Origin of the sequence: Mycobacterium szulgai (genome assembly GCF_002116635.1) — a bacterium.
Taxonomy (GTDB): Bacteria; Actinomycetota; Actinomycetes; order Mycobacteriales; family Mycobacteriaceae; genus Mycobacterium; species Mycobacterium szulgai.
On the sequence record NZ_LQPW01000054.1, the window covers coordinates 1 to 20,450 of the forward strand.

Here is a 20,450-nt window from a genome sequence, read left to right on the forward strand (position 1 = left end):
TGCACACCAGAATCATCAACGACAACACACGACCACACCCGACCGCCACGCCGATTTATTCAGCGGACTCATATCGCGTTTGGAAACCGTCCCTGCAACTCCTCGCAGTGACGGGTGTGACTGACGTGGCGTTCAGCGCTTAAGGAACGACTTCGGTGCGGCGGCGCGTTTCCGCCACCGCCCGCCTGATTTCAGCGTTCTCCCGTCCGGCAGCGGCTTGCTCGCGCTCCGTGCGCTCGTCAGCGCGTCGTAACCGGTCGCGCTCGCGCTGTGCCGTCACACCCTCGCGCGCGTCCGCGCGCAACTCTCGATCGTCCGCGAGCTGTTCACGATCGTCTGCGATTCGATCCCGCTCATCGGCGAGGCGATCTCGTTCGTCGGCGATCCGCTCGCGCCGCGCGAGCTCAATCTCACGCCGGACCAAAGCCTCTTCGCGCTCATCCAACTCAGCTGCGCGGCGATCGAGTTCACCGATAGGGTCGGCGGCGACCATATATTCACCTAACCACGCGCCGGCTGCTAGGTAAAATAGCTGGTCACCGAAGGCCGCGGAATTCGATCAAGGGGAACCATGGTGTTAAGAGCCATCGCGTTGCTAGCCGTATTCGCCGGGCTCGTCGGGTTGGCAGCGCCGGCCTACGCGGACGCCACCGACGACGCATTCATCACCAACCTCAACACCTCCGGCATGAATTACGGCCCGCCCGAAAAAGCAATCCAGGTCGCGAAAACCGTTGTCTGCGCGGCCCTGCGCGATAACCCCAAAACCAGCAACGCGGATCTGATCACCAAGGTCACCAAGGCCACCGACTGGCCACCGCTCAACGCTGCCTACTTCACCGGCGCCGCCATCCAGGCCTACTGTCCCCAATACGGTTCGCTGGCTCCCCCTAGCCTTCCGAGCAAGGCCCCGACCGCCCCCAGCACAGCTCCCTCGCCGTCACCCACCCAATCAGTGCAGCCGGCCGGCGTACAAGAGCAGGCGTTTGCTTAGACCGGAGTGAATATTCCGTTGTTCCAGAATCCCCACGCGGCGGCAGTCGGGTTCCACATCAGCTGAGCCCCCGGCGCCCAGGGCGGTGGAGGTGGTTGCGGCGGCGCCCACCCCGGCGGAGGCCCCCACGGCCCCCAGCCCGCCGGGCCGCTCTGGCCGGGCCGGCCTTGCCAGTCGTGGCACTGAGTCCAGTTCCAGTTGTAAACGGTGTCCCAGCCCGGATCCCATTGATCACCCGGGCACCAGTGATAGCTGGGAGCCGGGGACGCTTCAGCCCACGGGACGCCGGCGAATCCGAAACCGGATAACACCATCCCAGCACCCACCAGCACTCTCGCTGACCGCCCCAGCCACGGCCTCGTTCGCTTTACAGTCGACATCTTCATAGATTGACCCTTTACCGGGAAGCGAATCGCCTTCGGCCGCTGAGTAATAGTCGGGGTGACCACGTCCATCGGCGTCGGCGAGTCTCGTGGCGCAAGAATCAGGGTCGGTGGATCGCCGATGCCGGCTGCGCTTCGTTTTCGCGTAGGGCATTAAGGGGCACGCGTGAGGGGCCAAAGTCCCTATGGCGGGGACCCTGCACGGGCCGAACATGAGCTCCATGCCTCGCGCATCATCATGCATAGCTGCGGCTCTCGTCGTCGCCGCGATCGGTGCGGCTGCGCCGGCTGGCGCCGATCCGTTATCCGACTTGATGAAAATGCTGCCGGCGGGCTATGCCAGCGACTCGTGCAAACCGCTCAATGCAGCGGGCGCACTAGCCGCGGTGAGCTGCGGGGAGAATTCCCTGCCCGACGGCCCGACGTCCGCGACCTACTGGCTGTTCAGCGACTACAGCGGGATGCATGATGCGTTCACCGCTTACTTGAAAAGTTCGGGCTGGGCGCCCGCGACATGCCCTGGGATGCACTCGTCGGACGCCAGTGCGGTGGTGGGATCGGACGGTAAGCAGTACGGCTTTATCGCATGCGGGCGCGGAACCGGCCCCGACTGGCAGGCCAGAGACGGGGCCGTGGCGTGGACGCGAGATGCCGCCCACTTCCTCGGTGTGGCATACGTTGGATATCAAGGTCAGGCGTACCCGACCAGCCTGTTCAATTGGGTCCGGACGCAGCAGATTCAGAGCGATTGCGCAGCCTCCGGCGGCACATTCTCCGCTTGGAGCGGTGATGCAGGAATCCATTATTCAAGCTGTTGCTTCGAAGACAACAAGCACAAGAAGGTGTGTGATGACTACGTCGACGGCACGCATCAGGGGCAATCGCAGGGATGAGACACCCGGGGCTGATGCACACCCTTCGTTCGAGAGAAGCTAAGTCGCCATGATCCGGCACCGTCGTCGTCGGTGGGTTGCCCTGCTGGCCGTCCTGGCTCTGGCCGCATGTGATTCGGCGGGCAAGTCCCGCCCCGCCGCCCCGCCGCCCACGTCGATGTCCGCGACAACCGGCCCGACCATCAAGCCGACTGCTGCTCTCTTCTACACCAAGTCGGGGTCGCTATACGTCAGCCAACCCGCAGGCACACCTGGCCGCAAACTGACGGACGGACCAGCGGACACCCAGCCCGCACCATCCCCGGACCTCTCGCATGTAGCGTTCGTCCGCAAGACGGCAGCCTCCGCATACGGCGGTGAGTTATGGGTGCTCGACCTGTCGCCGCAACTCGCACCCGTCGGGCCACCCCGGCGACTGGTGAACCCAGCCACCCTTCCGCACGGCACCGGGAACTCATCCGCGATGATCGCCAGTCCCCGATGGTCACCCGCAGGACAACACATCGCCTTCATCGACAACACCAACGATGGGATGGTCGACGGAGGGCTCTTGCTCCTCGCAGCCGCCGACACGGGTGCCCTGATGTCGACACAGCAACGGTTATTCGCCGCATCCAACTTCGCCTGGGCACCCGACGGCAGCCACATCGCCTGGGCGGAGGCACGCAGCGACGTACGGCCCGTCTCCATCAATGCACTGACCGTCGGTGGCGCCTCGACGCCCGTCGCCATCGACACCAACGCCTTCTCGATGACCTATGCCAAGGACGGACAGTCGATATTGTTCGCCAACGGCGACGTATCGGATTCCGACGTCGACTCTGCCCCCTTCGCGGTCCGACCCGGCGGCATCTACGCCGCAGCAGTCTCCAGCGGATCCGGCGGAAAGCCTTCCACTCCCACTCCGTTGCTCACTAAGCCTGGTTCGTACTACAGCGACATCGCGGCCTTGAATTCCGGCGCTGTGGCATTCACCACGCAGGGCGCTGACGACAAGTCGAAGGCGATCGAGGTTCTCGACAAGGGTTCGTCCGTCCCGCGCACAACGGTCACCGACGTCACGGCCACTGCTCAGGGGCCCGCTTGGAGCGTCGAGGACCTGGTCGCCTACCTCGACACCTCACCGCATAGCGGGCTGGTGGTAACCGATCCGGAGGACCGCAGCCCCAGGCATGTCGACACGGAGGTGGACGCATTCGCCTGGGCGCCAAGTCCACGATGAGCCCATCGGCCGCTGCAGGCGTTATCTCTGAGCTGCTACCACAGCACACCATGTTCAGTCGACAGGATGAAGCCGTGATTCCCCTCGGTCCGGCAGTGCACCGCCCCCTGGTTGTCGATCGCACAGGCCGCGCCCAAGGTCTGTACCCGGTACCCCGCGGGCAGCACGGGGAAGTTGCCGGTGAAGGTCCGGGTGTCGGAATGGCGGTATTGGGCGGGATGGACAGCGTCGGCGAAGGTTTGGTTGGTCCCCGGTGGTGCGTCGGCCGGCACCGCGTCGCATCCGATCGGGCCGCCGTTGGGCGCCATCCCACATGACCGCCCATCGGGCGTCTTGAAGTAAACCCAGGAGAAAATGGAGGACCTGTAGGTGCCCGGGGCCAGCGGATAGACGTCCAGGTCTTCCATTGGTGGGCTGTTGTCATCCCCGGGTGCCGCGGCCACCGACGGGACGACCAAGATCGCCAATGTGCCCAGTATGACGGGGACGCAGGAACGCCACTCCAACACTGATTCACCGTAATCAGCGGTTCGAGCGAAATGCGGCTCCTTTTGGTCCCCGAAAGGGGGGTCGTAAGTCCCTACCCGAACCCGTCTAAAACGGCAGATGCGGTGGATTCTGACGCCTACGCTGCGGTATCTGCCATCAGGGTTGAACGGGGCCGCATGGGCGCCACACTCACCGCGGAATTCGGCGAGCACAGCGCGTCCCGCAGGGTGCGTCCAGTTTGTATCTGCTGTCGTACCGCCTGCGCTGCTTAATGCACCCGCCGCAACCTCTCGCCGGACGTCGAGGAAAGCCGAAGCACGACGGAAAACCCTATTTAGCGGGCTTAGTTGTTGCTCCGTGCCGGAACTCCACCACGTCACCGTCGGCCATCACGTACTCCTTGCCTTCCATCCGGACCTTGCCGGCCGCCTTGGCCGCCGCCATGGACCCCGCGGCGATCAAGTCCTCATACGACACGATCTCGGCCTTGATGAAGCCCTTTTCGAAGTCGGTGTGGATCACCCCGGCGGCCTTGGGCGCGGTGTCACCCTGGTGAATCACCCACGCCCGCGCCTCCTTTGGGCCGGCGGTCAGGAAGGTCTGCAACTTCAGCGTGTGAAAACCCGCCCGCGCCAACGCATCCAGGCCCCGCTCGGTCTGACCGATCGACTCCAGTAGCTCCGCAGCGGACTCGTCGTCCAGTTCGGTGAGCTCGGATTCGATTGCAGCGTCGAGGAATACCGCGTCGGCCGGCGCGACCAGTTCGCGCAATTCAGCCACTCGTGCCGCGTCGGTCAGCACCGCCTCGTCGGAGTTGAACACATAGAGAAACGGCTTGGTGGTCAATAGGTTCAGCTCTCGCAGCACGGCGGTGTCCGCTCCCGCGGCGAAAAGCGTCTTGCCGCCGTCGAGCACCTGCTGGGCAGCAGCGGCCGCCTCATAAGCGGGCTTGCGCTCCTTGTTGGTGCGGGCTTCCTTCTCCAGCCGCGGCAGTGCGCGCTCCAGAGTTTGCATATCCGCCAGGATCAGCTCGGTTTCGACGACCTCGATGTCGGAGCGAGGGTCGACCTCTCCAGCGACGTGCGTCACATCATCATCGGCGAACACCCGAACCACCTGGCAGATGGCGTCGCATTCGCGGATGTGGGCCAGGAACTTGTTCCCCAGCCCCGCGCCTTCCGACGCACCTTTGACCAGGCCGGCGATATCCACAAACGTCACCGGCGCCGCGACGATGCGCTCCGAACCGAACAGCTCCGCCAGCTTGTCCAGCCGCGGATCGGGCAGCGAAACCACACCTTCGTTCGGTTCGATCGTCGCGAACGGATAGTTGGCCGCCACCACGTTGTTCCGGGTCAGTGCGTTGAAAAGGGTCGACTTGCCGACATTGGGCAGACCCACGATTCCCAGACTCAAGCTCACAAAACGGCAAGTCTAGGGGGCACGCCAACAACGGCTGCCCAGCTATATACGGGGCTTTCGGCTCTGAGCCGGTACGGTCAACATGTGTCAGCGCAGCGGGCGAAGTCAGCGGTGGAGCCGAACCACCGCTCGATCATCCCGAATATCCCAGGTGTCCCGTGGTGGGGTGCCGTTCTCATCGCAACCACCGCGACGCTAGTGGGCTACCTGATCGACGCCGGCCACAAGGAGCTGACCCACAGTTTCGCCGGCCTCTACGTCGCCGGCTGCCTGGCGGCGGTGCTGGCCGTGCGGCAGTCGGGCATCTTCACCGCGGTCATCCAGCCGCCGCTGATACTTTTCTGCGCGGTGCCCGGCTCGTATTGGCTGTTTCACGGTGGCAAAGTCGACAAATTCAAAGACCTCCTGATCAACTGCGGTTATCCGCTCATCGAGCGGTTCCCGTTGATGCTGGGCACCGCCGGCGGTGTGCTGCTGATCGGGCTGGCCAGGTGGTACTTCGGCATGAGCCAGCGCCAGGCCACAGACGCCGCCGATACCAGCGAGCAAGGTACCGAACGGGCGTCGGTGCTCAGCGGTCTCATCGCGAAACTCAGCGGGCTGCTGGCACGCGACCCAGACGACACCGAAGACGAGGTCCCAGCACAGCCCACGCACGCCGTCGGCCGGACTTCCAGAACCAGCCGGAGCACGCGGAGCAGTCGAAACGCCAAGCGCCCCAACCGCACCCGGTCCCGCCACGCCCGGCCACCGTTAGAGGATGGCTTGGAGAACGGCGAGGCACCGGCCGATCCGCAGCGACAGCAGCGGCGCCAGCAGAGCCGCAGATATGCCCCGCAAGCGCGCGATTACGATCCCGGCGACCCGCCGCGCCGGGCCCGCCGTCCGCGGCCACCGAGCGAACCGGACCTGCGTGCCCAGCCGCCGCGGGAGATGCGCCGCGACCCGCACGCGCGGCGCAGCCCCTACGAGCGGCCTGCGCCACGTAGCAGCAGGTTCGATCCCTATGACGTCTACGAGCCACCCGAGCAGCCCCGGCCCACGGCGCCTTCCAACCGGCGCAACGGGCCCTCCTACGAGCCGTATGAGCCGTATGAGCCCTACGAGCCCCCGCGCCGCCGGGCCGCGCCCACGAACAGCACCAACCCGTCACACCATCCGATCTCGCAGGTGCGCTATCGCGGCTCAACTCCGAGAAGCGAGCCCCGCGCCGAGCGTCAGGACCCGCGCGCAGAACGCCGCAGCCGGCCGCGGCCGCCACGCCAGCCCCAGGCCGAATCCTGGGAATACGACGTCTGAGCGCTATCGAGCTCTATTGGGGTGCTACCGCGGTGCCCGGATTTCCCGCGGCAGGGCGAACACCAGCGTCTCGTTGGCCGTCGTCACCGGCTGCACCATGTCGTAGCCGAATTCGGCCAGCCGTTCCAGGACGCCGCGCACCAGCACCTCGGGGACCGAGGCCCCGGACGTGACGCCGACGGTCTGCACTCCCTGCAGCCACTCCGGGTCGATGTCGTCGGCCCAATCGACCAAGTGGGCGGACCGCGAGCCCGCGCCCAGCGCCACCTCGACCAGCCGCACCGAGTTCGACGAATTACGGGAGCCGACGACGATCACCAGCTCGCACTCGGGTGCCATCGCCTTGACCGCGACCTGCCGGTTCTGCGTCGCGTAGCAGATGTCATCGCTGGGCGGATCCTGCAGCTTGGGAAAACGCTCCCGCAGCCGCTCGACGATCTCCATCGTCTCGTCGACCGACAACGTGGTCTGTGACAGCCAAACCACTTTGTCCTCGTCGCGCACCGTCACCCTATCGACGGAATCCACCCCGTCGACCAGCTGCACGTGGTCGGGAGCCTCCCCGGCGGTGCCGACCACTTCTTCGTGGCCCTCGTGGCCGATCAGCAGGATGTCGAAGTCGTCGCGGGCGAAGCGCCTGGCCTCGTTGTGCACCTTGGTGACCAGCGGGCAGGTGGCATCGATGGTCTGCAGGTTACGTTCGGCCGCGGCCGCGTACACCGTCGGCGCCACACCGTGCGCAGAAAAGACGACGATGGCGCCCTCGGGAACCTGGTCGGTCTCCTCGACGAACACCGCACCGGCCTTCGCCAGGGTGTCAACCACGTGGCGGTTGTGCACGATCTCGTGGCGGACGTAGACCGGAGCGCCGTGCTTTTCCAGCGCGCGCTCGACAGTTTCGACGGCCCGATCCACTCCCGCGCAATAGCCGCGCGGCTCGGCCAGCAGCACCCGTTTACGGGTCGGCGAGTCGGCTACCGAGCTCGAGGCACCCGGAATCCCCATGTCGATAGTCGGAACCATGGCATCCAGGGTACGTTCTGGCGTCCTTTTAGGACACGCGCCCGCCCGCTGGGAGCCCCCAGCTTGGACTTAGCCGCCGGTTGAGGCAGTCTTGGGTTCATGGCTACTGCACCGTATGGGGTTCGGCTAATTGTCGGCGCGGCGACGGTCGCCGTTGAGGAGACGATGAAGCTACCGCGAACCATCCTGATGTACCCGATGACGCTGGTGAGCACGGCGGCGCACATCGTGATGCGGTTCCAGCAGAACCTGGCCGAGCTGGTGATCAAGGGTGACAGCACGCTGGAATCGCTGTTTCCGCCCAAGGACGAGCAGCCGGAGTGGGCGACCTTCGACGAGGACCTGGAAGCTCTGGAAGGGGGTTCCTTCCCGTTGCCCGGTATCGACGGTATCGACGCCGGAGGCCGGGCCGAAGGACGGTTCGCGCTGTACTCGGTCTCCGACACGGCTGATGCCGGCCAAGCCGACTCCCCCACCGCGCCGCTGCCCACCAAGAAGCCGAAGAAACCGGCCGGCCCGGCCGTTCCGGCGCCGGCGGTGGCCACTGAACTCGACTATCCGGCGCTGACCCTGGCTCAGCTGCGAGCGCGGTTGCAGTCGCTGGATGTCGCCGAGCTGGAAGCCCTGCTGGCCTACGAGCAGGCCACCAAGGCCCGTGCCCCGTTCCAGACGCTGCTCGCCAACAGGATCACCCGCGCGACCGCGAAGTGAATTCGGCCGAGAACCCGTTCCCGGTTCGCGCGGTAGCCATCCGCGTCGCGGGCTGGATCGACAAACTGGGCACTGTCTGGGTCGAGGGCCAGTTGGCTCAGATCACCATGCGGCCTAACTCCAGCACGGTGTTCATGGTGCTGCGCGACCCGGCCGCCGACATGTCCCTGTCGGTGACCTGTTCACGCGACCTGGTACTGGCCGCGCCGGTGAAGCTCACCGAAGGCACCCAGGTGGTTGTCTGCGGCAAGCCCTCGTTCTACACCGGACGCGGCACATTCTCGTTGCGGCTCAGCGAGATTCGCGCCGTCGGCGTGGGCGAGCTGCTGGCCCGCATCGATCGGCTGCGCCGTCTGCTGGACGCCGAAGGGCTCTTCGACCCGCGACTCAAGCGCCCAATTCCGTTCCTGCCCAACACAATCGGGCTCATCACCGGCCGCGCCAGCGCCGCCGAGCGCGACGTGACGACGGTGGCCACCGCACGCTGGGCCGCGGTGCGATTCGCCGTCCGCAACACCGCGGTGCAGGGACCCAACGCCGTCGTCCAGATCGTCGAGGCGCTACGCGAACTCGATCATGACCGAGAGGTCGACGTGATCGTCGTGGCTCGTGGCGGCGGCAGCGTCGAAGACCTGCTGCCGTTTTCCGACGAGACCCTGTGCCGCGCCATCGCGGCCTGCCGCACCCCGGTGATCAGCGCCGTCGGCCACGAACCCGATAACCCGCTGTGCGATCTGGTCGCCGATCTGCGGGCCGCCACTCCCACCGACGCGGCCAAGAAGGTGGTCCCCGATACCGTCGCCGAGCAACGGCTCATTGACGACTTGCGCCGGCGCAGCGCCCAGGCACTGCGCAACTGGGTCACCCGGGAAGAACGGGCGCTGGCGCAATTGCGCAGCCGCCCGGTGCTGGCCGATCCGCACAAAGCACTGACGGTACGCGCCGAGGAAGTGCATCGCGCCCGCTCGGCGCTGCGTCGCGACATCACCCGGCTGGTCGCCGCCGAGACCGACCGCGTCGGCCACCTGTCGGCGCGGTTGGCCACCTTGGGGCCGGCCGCCACGCTGGCGCGCGGTTACGCAGTGGTGCAGGCGGTTCCGGACGCCTCGGCACCGCAAGTGCTGCGCTCGGTCGAAGACGCACCGGCGGGCATCAGATTGCGCGTGCGGGTTGCCGACGGTGCACTGACCGCAATGAGCGAGGGGCGCAGCGATGGCTGACGAAGACAAACCTGGATCCATTACGCCCATTAGTCAGCTTGGCTATGAAGCTTGCCGCGACGAGCTGATCGACGTCGTGCGCCTGCTCGAGCAGGGCGGGCTCGATCTCGACGCGTCGCTACGACTTTGGGAAAGGGGCGAACAGCTAGCCAAACGCTGTGAGGAACACTTAGCTGGCGCACGCCAGCGAGTGACCGACGCGCTATCCGCGGGGGAACGCGATCAAACCTGACCCGGTGGGATTTCGGCCGTCCATCCTTATTCCGGACTGGAACACGTTTTAGTTATGCTTCGCCGATGGGTGATGCATCACTGACAACCGAACTCGGCAGCGTCCTGGTCACCGGCGGCTCAGGTTTCGTGGGCGCCAATCTGGTCACCACCTTGCTCGAACGGGGACACAAAGTACGTTCCTTCGACCGGGCGCCGTCACCGCTGGCACAGCATCCCCAGCTGGAAGTGCTACAAGGCGATATCACCGACGCAGCCACCTGCACGGCAGCCGTCGACGGCATCGACACCGTCATCCACACCGCGGCGATCATCGACCTGATGGGCGGGGCATCGGTAACCAAGGAATATCGGCAGCGCAGCTTCTCGGTCAACGTCGGCGGCACCGAAAACCTGGTGCACGCCGCGCAGAAGGCCGGTGTGAAGCGGTTCGTCTACACCGCATCCAACAGCGTGGTGATGGGCGGCCAGAACATCGCCAATGGCGACGAGACTATGCCCTACACCACCCGTTTCAATGATCTCTACACCGAGACCAAGGTGGTTGCGGAGCGATTCGTATTGGGACAGAACGGTGTTGACGGCATGCTGACGTGTGCGATCCGGCCCAGCGGCATCTGGGGCACCGGCGACCAGACGATGTTTCGCAAGCTTTTCGAAAGCGTGATCAAAGGCCACGTCAAGGTGCTCGTCGGCCGCAAGTCGGTGCTGCTGGATAACTCCTACGTGCACAACCTCATTCACGGTTTCATCCTGGCCGGCGAGCATCTGGTGCCCGGCGGCACGGCGCCCGGTGAGGCCTACTTCATCAATGATGCCGAGCCGGTCAACATGTTCGAATTCGCCCGGCCGGTGGTCGAGGCCTGCGGCGAAAAGTGGCCCCGGATGCGGATTTCCGGGCCGTTGGTCAAAGGGGTGATGACCGCATGGGAGCGGCTGCACTTCCAGTTCGGGTTTCCGGCGCCGTTGATCGAGCCGCTGGCCATCGAACGGATTTCCCTGGACAACTACTTCTCGATCGACAAGGCCCGCCGCGACCTTGGCTATGAGCCGCTGTTCACCACCGAACAGGCGCTGGCCGAATGCCTGCCCTACTACGTAGGAATGTTCAAGCAGATGAAGGCCGAGGCCGTCGCGGCCAAAAACGGCACAGCCAAGCCGGCGGTGAGCGGATCGCGGTAGAAGTTCACCGACGCTAATGCCCGACGAAGTGAGCTCGATACCCACTACCGACGACGCTTTTTCCCGGCTGGACATGCCGCTGCGAGACGCGATGATGACCCAGCGCGCGGTGCGCCGGCTGCTTCCCGACCCGGTCGACGACGCGGTCGTGCTCAAGTGCATCGAGTTGGCCCTGCGCGCACCGGTCAGTTCCAACGACCAGAACTGGGAATACGTCGTCGTCAAGGACCGCGCAGTTAAGGAGAAGCTGGCCAGGCGCTATCGCCAGGCCTGGGCGGTGTACGGGCCACTGGCCAAGCGCATCGCGCCCAACGAGACGCTGAAGAGCCTGCGTGCGACGCAATGGCAGATCGACCACTTCACCGAACTCCCGGTGCTGGTCGTGCCCTGCTTGCGCGGGGGTATGCGGGTGCCCTACCTGCCGAATCCGTTCTTGGCCGACTCGTCCTATTTCGGGTCGATCTACCCGAGTGTGCAGAACCTGCTGTTGGCGGCGCGCGCCATGGGGCTGGGCGCGTCGCTGATCACCCTGCCGCTGTGGAGCGTGACCTCGGCGCGCCGCATCCTGGGCCTGCCGGTGACGATCACGCCGTGCTGCGTTGTGCCGCTTGGCTGGCCGCGCGGGCGCTACGGGCCGACGACCCGCAAGCCGGTCGAGGAAGTGGCACACCTCGACGGGTACGGCAACCGCGCATGGCTGCAGGCGTGATGGGCGTTAGTCGCGGTCAAAAAGCGTCGCGGTAGCGGCATGCGAGCAGGCGGCTAGCGGAAGCCCACCATCTCGTTACCCCAGGCGGCCCGGATGCGACCGTCGACGTCGCTCACCAGCGTGTCGCGATTGTCGATGATCAGGCAGGCGCGGTCGGTTGCTTCGTAGGGCGGCCAGTCCGGTTCACCGGCCGGGCCGGCGGGCTTGGCCTGGGTGGCGAAGTTGATCCACCGAGTCTGAACCCTGCTGCCCACCGCCCGGGCGGTCTTGGCGCCGCCGAGCTTCAGTGTGGGGTCCTTGGGTCCCCCGAGATTGCCCCACACATAAGGCAATTCGGTGGCATGGGCAGCCCGGACCAACAGCAGCTTCAGCACCGGCGTCGAGTAGTCGAACCGGTAAAGATAGACCGGCGCCACCTTGCTGTGCCCCTCGGCAAACCACACTGTCGGCATGCGGAAGCCGACATCGGTGGCGATGCTCAACGGCCTTGCCCTACGGCGTATCCGCGAGTATGCCGATCCGATCTCGTCTTCGGTCGGCAATTGCAAGTCGGGCTGCTCGGCCGCGATCTGGGCGAACATCGAAGTGATCGCGTGCGGAGTGATCGGCATCAGCGGCGACCGCATCCAGCGAAACAGCGCCGCCTCATGCCTATTCGTGCCGACGATCAACGGGACCGGGTGTGAGCGACCCTCCTGGGCGACCTTGACCGGGTAGTCGTGCAGCAGATCCCCGTCGACGATCGGGACGAACGCCAGCGTGCCAGGGTTGCGAACGGGCACTTCGTTGAACACCTCGTGCGCCGCGGCGACGATCGCCGCAGTCGGCACCGCTGGCAACTCCGCCACATCGGCCGGGCCGATCCCCAACTTGTCGAGAATGCTTACGGCAACGCGCCGGGCCCTGTCCCGGTCGTACACAGAAGTGGCGGGTGAGCTCTGCGCGATAGCGCCTGCAAACAGACCCGCGGCCGCTGGAGTTGCCAGCATCGTGGTGACGAGCCCCGCGCCGGCGGATTCACCGAACAATGTGACATTGTCGGGATCGCCGCCGAACGCCGCGATGTTGTCGCGAACCCAGGCCAACGCGGCCAGAACGTCACGCAGTCCGATGTTGGAGTCGAACCGTCGCCGCTCAGTGCCGAACGACGAGAAGTCAGCGAAGCCCAGCACGCCCAGGCGGTAGTTGACCGTGACGACCACGAGGTCGCCGCTGCTGGCCAACCTGCGGCCGTCGTAGAGCGGCTGGCTGCCCGATCCCAAGACGTAGGCACCACCGTGCAGCCATACCATCACGGGCTTTCCGTCGCCCGGCCCGCTGTCAGCAGGCGCCCAGATGTTCAGCCGCAAACAGTCCTCGCCCTGCGGCGCCCCCAGATCGAGCGGGACGTTGGGAAGAACCGGTTGCGGGCAGGCCGGCCCGAAGGCAGTCGCGTCGGCGACGTCGGTCCACCCCTGCGGCGGTTCCGGCGCGCGGAAGCGCAGATCGCCGAGGGGCGCTGCGGCGTAACGAATGCCCTTCCAGACCTTCACCCGCGGGCGCCCCTCGACGCCGCCCCGATAAGCGCCTCGGACCGGGCCGTATTGGGTTTCGGCCACACAGTTGTCGCTCGCCATACGTCTGGTGCTCCTGACTCGATCGGCAGTCTTAGGACTGAGCCGGCGGGCTGATCCCGGAGATGATCAACTGCAAGTAGGGCTGGTAGAGGTCTTCTTCGTCAATGCGACTGCCCAGGGTAATCCCGTCGTTGACCGCCAGAATCACCCGAGCCAGGGTCTCGGCCGGAATGGTGAGCGTCGCGCCGAGGCGGGCGACGTTCTTGCTGATGAAGTCGCCCAGCGAGCGCACGGTTTCGCGGCGCTGGTCGGCGAGCCGTTCGCGAGCGTCGGGGTTTCGCAACAGAAAAAGTGTGAACTCGTAGCCGAGGGCCGCACGATCGGTGCCCTGGCTCATCTCCCTCCAGCGGTTGGCGAGTTCATCAAGATCAATGTCGCTGGGCCGGTGAAACGATTCGATGATTTCGGTGAATCCGTCGAGGAACCGCTGCCGTTGCCGTTCGATGACGGCCAAGAACAGCTCTTCTTTTGCGCCGAAGTGCGAATAGATCGCTCCTCGGGTGTATCCCGCGGCATCGGCGATGTCTTCCAGCGCCGCCCCGAGCAAACCCTTGCGGGCGAAGAGTTCCTCGGCGGCGTCCAACAGCAGGTTTCGGGTGTGCTCCAGACGTCTTTCCCGGGTCCACCGTTGCGGCACGACGTCAATCCTCGCATACGACCACGATGGTCAACCGGCCGCGAGCTAACTTAAATACACTCTTGTATAAAAAATACATCTCTGTATGCTCGGGACTGCCGGAGGGTTAGGCCGCAAGACGAGGAGCACGAGTTGAAGCAAACGCTGCGCCCCGGCGAGTGGGCAGAACCGGACTCGGGACTGGGACTCGGCCTGGCCGATATCGGTCGCGACGTCTTCAGCATGCGAATTTCGACAGACCGATACACCCGCCCCGAATACGCCCAGCTCGAGCGGGAGCGAATCTGGTTGCGGGTCTGGCAGATCGCGGGCCGCGTCGACGAGTTACCCGCGGTCGGCGACTGGAAGCAGTACCGGATACTCGACCAGTCGTTCGTTATCGTCCGCGGCAAAGATGAGAAGCTGCGCGGCTTCGTCAACGCCTGCCGGCACCGCGGCAACATGCTGTGCAATGGCGCGACCGGAAATGCCAAGCGCGGCTTCGTGTGTCAATACCATCTATGGTCTTACGACCTGGACGGGCGATTGCGCGGCCTGCTGCGCGAGAATATGGCCGGGCTGCCTGATAAGGGCGAAAACTCGTTGCTGCAAGTGCCGGTGGACACCTTCGCCGGATTCATCTTCATCAACCCCGATCCGGACGCCCAACCACTGTGCGAATTCTTGGGCTCAGAGGTGGCCGAACTACTCGCGCCGTACCACCTCGACAAGATGGTCGCCGTAATGGATGTCCGAGAACCGTTGGACTGCAACTGGAAAGTGGTGATGGACGCCTTCGAAGAGGGCTACCACATCAACGGGATCCACCCACAGTTGCTGAACGTGCTGACCATCGATCCGTCGACCACACGCTACCGATTCTTTGCCGATCACAGTGTCGCCGTTGCGCCGTTCGAGGTGCGCGGCGCGAACCCGCAGAAGCAGGTCGAAGGCATTATGGACCTGCCGGAGACATTTCCGTCCACCGCAGCGGTCATCCCCCGATTCCAAGAACTCGTTGCCGAATACCGCACGGCGGACGGATCCGTTCATTTTCCCGACGGGGTCACCGCGCGAAAGCTCTTGCAGCAGGCCACTCGCGACACCTTGACCGGTATGGGCCTGGACGTCACCGGCTTGACTGACAACCAGATGAGTGACAACCAGGGCTGGGTGCTATTCCCCAACTACTTCATGACAATTCGCGCCGGCGAGTGCCACGTCATCATGGCGGTTCCACACCCCGACGGCGACCCGAATCGCTGCATCTGGCACGTCAGCAGCTACATGTTTCTGCCGCCGGAACACCGCGACGCATTCCGGGCAGAGCCGACCGAGGTCACCGAACCGGGTAGTTACAAGTATTTCGAAGCGCTGCAACAGGATTACGAGCAGATGCCGCGCCAGCAACTGGGTCTGCGCAACAGCCGGCTGGATCACATGTCGCTGGTCAACGAGGAAGTGGTCATCGGGCACTATCACTCGGTCATCGACCGCTACATGACCACCAGCGGTTGAGTCGGCTTGAAAGGGAGGACACCAATGAACGTCGAAGAACGCCTCGCCCATCATCGCCGCATGGCCGAGGCCTACCGCGACGCCTACCTGCGCCAGGGCATCCAAGATGGTGAAGCTTTCGCCGACACATGGACATTCGCCGAAGATGGTGTATACGTCTCGCCGTACTTCACCGGCGACCAGGTGTTCAAATTCAGCGAGTTCCCCGAGGACACCGCACGGGCATCGACGATGGAGGCCAAGGTTTACTCGCTGACCTTCCCGGACTGGAAGCCGGCCGATTTCAAGTACTGGCCGGCCGAGAACGGGGTTGTCATGAAGACACGCTGGGAGGGGCACACCAAAGGCGGCGTCAGGATGGGCTTCTACTCCTACAGCTTCATCGAGACCAACGACGAGGGTGAGCTGACCCGCTGGGAAACCCACGTCAATGACGAGTACAACGCGTTCCTGGACGTCGCCATTGGGGTGCACGGCCCCTTTCAGGGCGCCCACGAGTACGTCGAGGTGCTCGAACTCTGCCTACAACGCGCCGGAATGTCGGTGTGATGGCTGGGCACCATATCGAGCAGAACGTCGAGGATGTTATCGGGGACTACACCAGCCGGGTGCGTTGCGTGCTGGAATACAGCCACGTCATCAAGCGCCTCGTCGACGAGGCTAAAAAGCCGGGCTTCACCGTCGACAGCTGGGCTCCGCTGGCCGATCTGGTGGCCGTGGATGAGTTCGAACGCGTCGGTCCTTTCAAGGAAGTGATGACGTGGCCTGAGTATGTCGCTTTCTTGACGAACTGGGCTATGTCGTCGGAGTGGGAATGCACTTTCAAACGGATCAGCGAAGCCCCGCACCTAGTGTTCCTCGAGCTCGAGGAGACCAGCGCTGTAGGCGATTTCACCAGCGTGGTCAATTCGCTGTCGGTGTACACCTTCAACGACGACGGCCTAATCAACCACATCGACCTTTATCTGCAAATGGCTTTGCCCAACACCGACACGCTTAAAAGCATTGCGCAGATCGGGCTTTCGGAGTAGCAGCCATCGCCAATGGCGAACTGAATTGCCGGTCGGCGGCGGAACTGCCGCAGCAGTCTGCGGGCGGGCGATCGAGACGCTGACAACACCGCTTGGCCGCTTGGCCGCGCCACGGCAATAAACTGTTACCCACTAAGGTTGCGCTCAACACCGACGCGGAGGGCGGCCCGGGCAAAGTATGGACACCGAATTCACGCTCAATCAGAAGCGAGCCCTGGCGATCTTCACGCTGATCGCGGTGGTGTTCGGTGCGTACTTCCTGCGCAACTATTTCGTACTTATAGTGGTGGCCGCGGTGGGCGCGTATCTCTTTACGCCACTGTTCAATTGGTTCAACAAGCGCCTCAGCACCGGTTTGTCGGCTGCGTGCACCCTGGTATCGGCGCTGGCGATGGTGATCGTGCCGGTTGGACTCCTGGTGCTGCTGGCGATCGTTCAGATCGCCCGGATGATCAACTCGGTCGCCGGATGGGTCAGGTCGACCGGTCCCGGCAGCCTCGGCGAGAAAGCCTTACAACTGGTCAATGACCTGCTGGCGCGGGCGCCGTTTCTGCATGTGACAGTCACCGAGGAACAACTGCGCAAGGCGCTGATCACCGCGGCCCAGACCGTGGGCCAATGGCTGCTGCATTTTCTGCAGGGTGCCGTCGGCAGTGTGGCCGGCGCAGTCACGTCGGCAATCATTTTTCTCTACGTGTTCGTCGCGCTGCTGGTGCACCGGGAGAAGTTGCGCACCTTGATCGCCCAGCTCAATCCGCTGGGCGAGGAAGTCACGGACTTGTACTTGCAGAAGATGGGCTCGATGGTGCGCGGCACCGTCAACGGGCAGTTCGTCATCGCGCTTTGTCAAGGTGTCGCCGGTGCCGCATCGATCTACGTCGCCGGATTTCATCACGGCTTCTTCATCTTCGCCATACTGCTGACCGCGTTGTCGATCATTCCGCTGGGCGGCGGGATCGTGACCATTCCGTTCGGCATCGGAATGATATTCTTCGGCAACATCGCCGGCGGCGCTTTCGTGCTGCTCTGGCATTTCCTGGTGGTCACCAACATCGACAACTTCTTGCGTCCGATCCTGGTTCCGCGCGACGCCCGGCTGAATTCGGCGCTGATGCTGCTTTCGGTATTCGCCGGCATTGGCATGTTCGGCCCATGGGGCATCATCATCGGGCCGGTGCTGATGATCCTCATCGTCACCACCATCGACGTCTACCTCGCGGTATACAAGGGCGTCGAAATAAAGCAAGTCGAGGACAAGCCGGTTCGTCGCAAATGGCTGCCGCGCCGGGCTAAGTCAGCCGCTCGGTAAGGAATTCGACCACGCGCTTGCGCGCCTCATAGGCCGGCTGGCCGTCGACTTCGCGGACCTCATCGGTCAGCACCGAATGCGCCGCCTTGGCGAAGCCGAATTCGTTGCCCGGCTTGGAGTCGATCTCGATCACCTCGAACGCGTCGCCGAGGCGCTCCTTGAGCGTGTTGAATCGCTCCCGCGGCGCCAGCTTGTCCTCGCTGAATCGTAATCCCATGGCGCACAGGCCATCATTGGCGCAGCGGTCGGCGATGACACCGAATTCGGCTTCGCTGAGCCCGGGGTCGCGGCGCTGCTTGGCGGTCAGCGGGAACGGCACCGACGGCTGGCTGAGCACTAGGGCCAGCACGCTGTTGTCCACGGCAGCGGCCAGCGCGAAACCGCCGGTGAAGCATTGGCCGATGACACCGACACCCTTGCCCGGTGTCGACGCGTTGAGATCGCGCGCCAGCGCCCGCAAGAACAGCGAAACCGGCCGCTGCTTGTTGGTAGCCATCGCCGCGAATTCCCTTGCCACACAATGTCGAGCGATCACCGCTGCGGTATAGCCGGCCGACACCGGCCGGCCCGGCTGCCCGAACAGCGATGGGATGGCCACGGTAAAGCCGTTGTCCACCAGATGGTTACCCAGCGCCAGCACCCCCGGATGGATGCCCGGCATCTCCGGAATCAGCACCACCCCGGGACCAGAACCCTTGCGATATACGTCGTGGGTGTAGTCGCCGCCGGTGAACGGTGCCGCCGACCACCCGGACAGGTCTGCTTCGAGAGGGCTCACTGCGATGTTCCCTTCTACCGGCTCGCTAAGGGCGGCTGCGATTGCGTCGCCGACGCCAGGGTACGGAACTGATCGGGGCTGCCGGCGCCGGTGATGGCGACTTGGGTGGCGCCGGCGGGACTGTTCAGTTTGGTGGTCCAGACCGGCTCGTTCTGGTCGGCGCCTTGGTAGACGACCCAGTTGGTGCCGCTGACATCGACCGTCCCGGTCGGATACATGCCCGGATGAATGGACCCGACCAACTTGTCCTCGTCGGCGTTGCTCTGGGTCAGACTCAAATACATGCTCGTTGGGCTCAGGTAGCCGACGGTCGAAGTGGCGGCGTTGAGCCGCTGTCCGGTGCCGGGGTCGGTCCGGCCGTTTTCAATGCCGCCACGACTACCGGAGTTGGGTTGCCAACCGGCCGGCAGAACCGGCATGCGGATCGGGAAATCCAGCGTCGCGGCGTCGGCCCGCAACGCCTTCGCCACGTCGTAGGACGGGACCGGTCCGCGCTTGGGTCCGCTGAGTTGCAACGAACACGTCCCGACCAGGGCCGCCAGCAGGATGCAGCCCAGCACGATCGGCGCCAGCGACCAGAACATGTCGCGACCGTCCTGCAGCAACCGCGGTTTGGCCGGCTTGGGCGTCGGCTGCGGCTCCGCGGTCATCTCGCCAGTATCCCAGCTCCAACCGAGCGTTTCGCTTCTGGGACAATCAGCAACCATGACTGTTGAGGGATCAGGTTCGTCGCCGACCGCTGTTGCCGGTCACGCCACGTCGCCAACCCGGCTGTCCCGCGGGGAGGCCCCCGACCGCAACCTGGCCCTGGAACTCGTGCGAGTCACCGAGGCCGGCGCCATGGCCGCGGGCCGTTGGGTGGGTCGCGGCGACAAGGAGGGCGGCGACGGCGCCGCCGTCGACGCGATACGTGAGCTGGTGAATTCAGTCTCGATGCGCGGCGTCGTGGTGATCGGCGAGGGCGAAAAAGACCACGCGCCGATGCTGTACAACGGCGAGGAAGTCGGTAACGGGGACGGCCCGGAGTGTGACTTCGCGGTCGATCCGGTGGACGGCACCACCCTGATGAGCAAGGGCATGCCCAACGCCATCTCGGTGCTGGCGGTGGCCGATCGAGGCGCGATGTTCGACCCATCGGCGGTGTTCTACATGAATAAGATCGCCGTCGGACCCGATGCGGCGCACGTGCTGGACATCACTGCGCCGATCGCCGACAACGTCCGCGCGGTCGCCCGAGTCAAGGACATGTCGGTGCGCGACATGACGGTGTGCATCCTGGATCGGCCACGGCACGCTGCGCTGATCGATGAGGTTCGCACCACCGGCGCCCGGATCCGGCTGATCACCGACGGTGACGTCGCCGGTGCCATCTCGGCGTGCCGGCCCGAGTCGGGCACCGACATGCTGGCCGGTGTCGGTGGCACTCCGGAGGGCATCATCGCTGCCGCGGCCATCCGCTGCATGGGCGGCGCGATCCAGGCGCAACTGGCGCCCAAGGACGACGCCGAACGCCGCAAAGCGCTCGACGCCGGCTACGACTTGGACCAGATTTTGACCACCGAGGATCTGGTATCCGGGGAAAACGTCTTCTTCTGCGCCACCGGGGTCACAGACGGCGATCTGCTCAAGGGCGTGCGGTACTACGCCGGCGGCTGCACCACCCAGTCCATCGTGATGCGTTCCAAGTCTGGAACCGTCCGCATGATCGAGGCTTACCACCGGCTGTCCAAGCTCAACGAATACTCCGCCATCGACTTCACCGGCGACAGCAATGCCGCCTATCCCCTCCCATAACAAAGGAAGC

General features: G+C 64.7%; 23 protein-coding genes. 14 read left to right on the forward strand and 9 right to left on the reverse strand.

Translation table 11 applies throughout. The annotated features are described in order from the left end of the window. Positions 1-139 precede the first annotated feature (139 nt). Complete coding sequence (locus AWC27_RS10755; protein WP_085670477.1) at positions 140-493, reverse strand: hypothetical protein; 354 nt, start codon at positions 491-493, stop codon at positions 140-142. Between the two features lie 78 nt (positions 494-571). On the opposite strand from AWC27_RS10755, the gene AWC27_RS10760 reads away from it, so the two are divergent. Beyond that, positions 572-994, forward strand: a complete 423-nt coding sequence (locus AWC27_RS10760; protein WP_085670478.1) for a DUF732 domain-containing protein — start codon at positions 572-574, stop codon at positions 992-994. Here AWC27_RS10760 and AWC27_RS10765 read toward each other — a convergent pair. Continuing rightward, a complete protein-coding gene (locus tag AWC27_RS10765) occupies positions 991-1,308 on the reverse strand; it encodes an Mtp family mycobacterial-type pilin (RefSeq protein ID WP_372516936.1) in 318 nt (105 codons plus the stop codon). The two genes, AWC27_RS10760 and AWC27_RS10765, sit on opposite strands and share 4 nt — an antisense overlap. Positions 1,309-1,598: 290 nt before the next feature. On the opposite strand from AWC27_RS10765, the gene AWC27_RS10770 reads away from it, so the two are divergent. Then, the gene (locus AWC27_RS10770) at positions 1,599-2,270 is read left to right on the forward strand and encodes a hypothetical protein (RefSeq protein ID WP_139836903.1); all 672 of its coding nucleotides are present in this window, start codon (positions 1,599-1,601) and stop codon (positions 2,268-2,270) included. A gap of 49 nt (positions 2,271-2,319) precedes the next feature. Then, positions 2,320-3,492, forward strand: a complete 1,173-nt coding sequence (locus AWC27_RS10775) for a TolB family protein (RefSeq protein WP_085670481.1) — start codon at positions 2,320-2,322, stop codon at positions 3,490-3,492. Positions 3,493-3,527: 35 nt separating this feature from the next. Here the strand turns inward: AWC27_RS10775 and AWC27_RS10780 are convergent, their stop codons facing one another. Both AWC27_RS10780 and ychF read right to left on the reverse strand, forming a co-directional pair. Then, complete coding sequence (locus AWC27_RS10780; protein ID WP_245846992.1) at positions 3,528-3,959, reverse strand: hypothetical protein; 432 nt, start codon at positions 3,957-3,959, stop codon at positions 3,528-3,530. A gap of 352 nt (positions 3,960-4,311) precedes the next feature. Continuing rightward, positions 4,312-5,403, reverse strand: coding sequence for a redox-regulated ATPase YchF (ychF, locus tag AWC27_RS10785; protein ID WP_085670482.1), 1,092 nt, complete (start codon positions 5,401-5,403; stop codon positions 4,312-4,314). A gap of 84 nt (positions 5,404-5,487) precedes the next feature. On the opposite strand from ychF, the gene AWC27_RS10790 reads away from it, so the two are divergent. After that, positions 5,488-6,702, forward strand: a complete 1,215-nt coding sequence (locus tag AWC27_RS10790) for a DUF6542 domain-containing protein (RefSeq protein ID WP_085670483.1) — start codon at positions 5,488-5,490, stop codon at positions 6,700-6,702. Between the two features lie 24 nt (positions 6,703-6,726). On the opposite strand, the gene AWC27_RS10795 is transcribed toward AWC27_RS10790, so the two are convergent. Continuing rightward, entirely contained in the window at positions 6,727-7,725 is a 999-nt protein-coding gene (locus AWC27_RS10795; protein ID WP_085670484.1) for a 4-hydroxy-3-methylbut-2-enyl diphosphate reductase, read from the reverse strand. 99 nt (positions 7,726-7,824) lie between these two features. Between AWC27_RS10795 and AWC27_RS10800 the strand changes: the two genes are divergently transcribed. From AWC27_RS10800 to AWC27_RS10820, 5 genes are all read left to right on the forward strand, one after another. After that, entirely contained in the window at positions 7,825-8,436 is a 612-nt protein-coding gene (locus AWC27_RS10800; protein WP_085670485.1) for a lipid droplet-associated protein, read from the forward strand. After that, positions 8,433-9,656 (forward strand): exodeoxyribonuclease VII large subunit, encoded by a 1,224-nt coding sequence (gene xseA, locus AWC27_RS10805; protein ID WP_085670486.1) that lies wholly within the window; start codon positions 8,433-8,435, stop codon positions 9,654-9,656. The genes AWC27_RS10800 and xseA overlap by 4 nt, the downstream gene beginning before the upstream one ends. After that, on the forward strand, positions 9,649-9,888 hold the full coding sequence (locus tag AWC27_RS10810) for an exodeoxyribonuclease VII small subunit (protein WP_085670487.1): 240 nt from the start codon (positions 9,649-9,651) through the stop codon (positions 9,886-9,888). The genes xseA and AWC27_RS10810 overlap by 8 nt, the downstream gene beginning before the upstream one ends. Before the next feature lie 65 nt (positions 9,889-9,953). After that, a complete protein-coding gene (locus tag AWC27_RS10815; RefSeq protein ID WP_085670488.1) occupies positions 9,954-11,069 on the forward strand; it encodes a 3-beta-hydroxysteroid dehydrogenase in 1,116 nt (371 codons plus the stop codon). A gap of 16 nt (positions 11,070-11,085) precedes the next feature. Then, positions 11,086-11,778 (forward strand): nitroreductase family protein, encoded by a 693-nt coding sequence (locus tag AWC27_RS10820; protein WP_085670489.1) that lies wholly within the window; start codon positions 11,086-11,088, stop codon positions 11,776-11,778. Between the two features lie 53 nt (positions 11,779-11,831). Here AWC27_RS10820 and AWC27_RS10825 read toward each other — a convergent pair whose 3' ends face one another. Both AWC27_RS10825 and AWC27_RS10830 read right to left on the reverse strand, forming a co-directional pair. Next, positions 11,832-13,394 carry a carboxylesterase/lipase family protein gene (locus tag AWC27_RS10825; RefSeq protein WP_085670490.1) on the reverse strand — a complete coding sequence of 521 codons (1,563 nt, stop codon included), beginning with the start codon at positions 13,392-13,394 and terminating at the stop codon, positions 11,832-11,834. A 31-nt stretch (positions 13,395-13,425) separates the two neighbouring features. Then, positions 13,426-14,031, reverse strand: a complete 606-nt coding sequence (locus tag AWC27_RS10830; protein WP_085670491.1) for a TetR/AcrR family transcriptional regulator — start codon at positions 14,029-14,031, stop codon at positions 13,426-13,428. 132 nt (positions 14,032-14,163) lie between these two features. Here AWC27_RS10830 and AWC27_RS10835 point away from each other — a divergent pair, with 132 nt between their 5' ends. The 4 genes from AWC27_RS10835 (at position 14,164) to AWC27_RS10850 (ending at position 17,868) form a co-directional block, all read left to right on the forward strand. Beyond that, entirely contained in the window at positions 14,164-15,528 is a 1,365-nt protein-coding gene (locus AWC27_RS10835) for an aromatic ring-hydroxylating oxygenase subunit alpha (protein ID WP_085670492.1), read from the forward strand. 24 nt (positions 15,529-15,552) lie between these two features. After that, the gene (locus tag AWC27_RS10840; protein ID WP_085670493.1) at positions 15,553-16,077 is read left to right on the forward strand and encodes a hypothetical protein; all 525 of its coding nucleotides are present in this window, start codon (positions 15,553-15,555) and stop codon (positions 16,075-16,077) included. Then, complete coding sequence (locus AWC27_RS10845; RefSeq protein ID WP_085670494.1) at positions 16,077-16,559, forward strand: hypothetical protein; 483 nt, start codon at positions 16,077-16,079, stop codon at positions 16,557-16,559. The genes AWC27_RS10840 and AWC27_RS10845 overlap by 1 nt, the downstream gene beginning before the upstream one ends. 178 nt (positions 16,560-16,737) lie before the next feature. After that, positions 16,738-17,868, forward strand: a complete 1,131-nt coding sequence (locus AWC27_RS10850) for an AI-2E family transporter (protein ID WP_085670495.1) — start codon at positions 16,738-16,740, stop codon at positions 17,866-17,868. Here AWC27_RS10850 and AWC27_RS10855 read toward each other — a convergent pair. Then, positions 17,849-18,646 carry a dienelactone hydrolase family protein gene (locus tag AWC27_RS10855; protein WP_085670496.1) on the reverse strand — a complete coding sequence of 266 codons (798 nt, stop codon included), beginning with the start codon at positions 18,644-18,646 and terminating at the stop codon, positions 17,849-17,851. The genes AWC27_RS10850 and AWC27_RS10855 overlap by 20 nt on opposite strands. A gap of 14 nt (positions 18,647-18,660) precedes the next feature. Continuing rightward, positions 18,661-19,296 (reverse strand): DUF4245 domain-containing protein, encoded by a 636-nt coding sequence (locus AWC27_RS10860; RefSeq protein ID WP_085670497.1) that lies wholly within the window; start codon positions 19,294-19,296, stop codon positions 18,661-18,663. 55 nt (positions 19,297-19,351) lie between these two features. On the opposite strand from AWC27_RS10860, the gene glpX reads away from it, so the two are divergent. Beyond that, positions 19,352-20,440 carry a class II fructose-bisphosphatase gene (gene glpX / locus AWC27_RS10865; protein ID WP_139836905.1) on the forward strand — a complete coding sequence of 363 codons (1,089 nt, stop codon included), beginning with the start codon at positions 19,352-19,354 and terminating at the stop codon, positions 20,438-20,440. Positions 20,441-20,450 lie beyond the last annotated feature (10 nt).

What these genes read in the sequence shown, in the direction of transcription:
- AWC27_RS10800 (WP_085670485.1), top strand. Translation starts at nt 7,825, where the DNA reads ATGGCTACTGCACCGTATGGGGTTCGGCTAATTGTCGGCGCGGCGACG.
- AWC27_RS10845 (WP_085670494.1), top strand. Translation starts at nt 16,077, where the DNA reads ATGGCTGGGCACCATATCGAGCAGAACGTCGAGGATGTTATCGGGGAC.
- AWC27_RS10820 (WP_085670489.1), top strand. Translation starts at nt 11,086, where the DNA reads ATGCCCGACGAAGTGAGCTCGATACCCACTACCGACGACGCTTTTTCC.
- AWC27_RS10755 (WP_085670477.1), bottom strand. Translation starts at nt 493, where the DNA reads ATGGTCGCCGCCGACCCTATCGGTGAACTCGATCGCCGCGCAGCTGAG.
- AWC27_RS10770 (WP_139836903.1), top strand. Translation starts at nt 1,599, where the DNA reads ATGCCTCGCGCATCATCATGCATAGCTGCGGCTCTCGTCGTCGCCGCG.
- AWC27_RS10825 (WP_085670490.1), bottom strand. Translation starts at nt 13,394, where the DNA reads ATGGCGAGCGACAACTGTGTGGCCGAAACCCAATACGGCCCGGTCCGA.
- AWC27_RS10850 (WP_085670495.1), top strand. Translation starts at nt 16,738, where the DNA reads ATGGACACCGAATTCACGCTCAATCAGAAGCGAGCCCTGGCGATCTTC.
- AWC27_RS10795 (WP_085670484.1), bottom strand. Translation starts at nt 7,725, where the DNA reads ATGGTTCCGACTATCGACATGGGGATTCCGGGTGCCTCGAGCTCGGTA.
- AWC27_RS10775 (WP_085670481.1), top strand. Translation starts at nt 2,320, where the DNA reads ATGATCCGGCACCGTCGTCGTCGGTGGGTTGCCCTGCTGGCCGTCCTG.
- AWC27_RS10760 (WP_085670478.1), top strand. Translation starts at nt 572, where the DNA reads ATGGTGTTAAGAGCCATCGCGTTGCTAGCCGTATTCGCCGGGCTCGTC.
- AWC27_RS10815 (WP_085670488.1), top strand. Translation starts at nt 9,954, where the DNA reads ATGGGTGATGCATCACTGACAACCGAACTCGGCAGCGTCCTGGTCACC.
- glpX (WP_139836905.1), top strand. Translation starts at nt 19,352, where the DNA reads ATGACTGTTGAGGGATCAGGTTCGTCGCCGACCGCTGTTGCCGGTCAC.
- AWC27_RS10840 (WP_085670493.1), top strand. Translation starts at nt 15,553, where the DNA reads ATGAACGTCGAAGAACGCCTCGCCCATCATCGCCGCATGGCCGAGGCC.
- AWC27_RS10765 (WP_372516936.1), bottom strand. Translation starts at nt 1,308, where the DNA reads ATGGTGTTATCCGGTTTCGGATTCGCCGGCGTCCCGTGGGCTGAAGCG.
- AWC27_RS10860 (WP_085670497.1), bottom strand. Translation starts at nt 19,296, where the DNA reads ATGACCGCGGAGCCGCAGCCGACGCCCAAGCCGGCCAAACCGCGGTTG.
- AWC27_RS10810 (WP_085670487.1), top strand. Translation starts at nt 9,649, where the DNA reads ATGGCTGACGAAGACAAACCTGGATCCATTACGCCCATTAGTCAGCTT.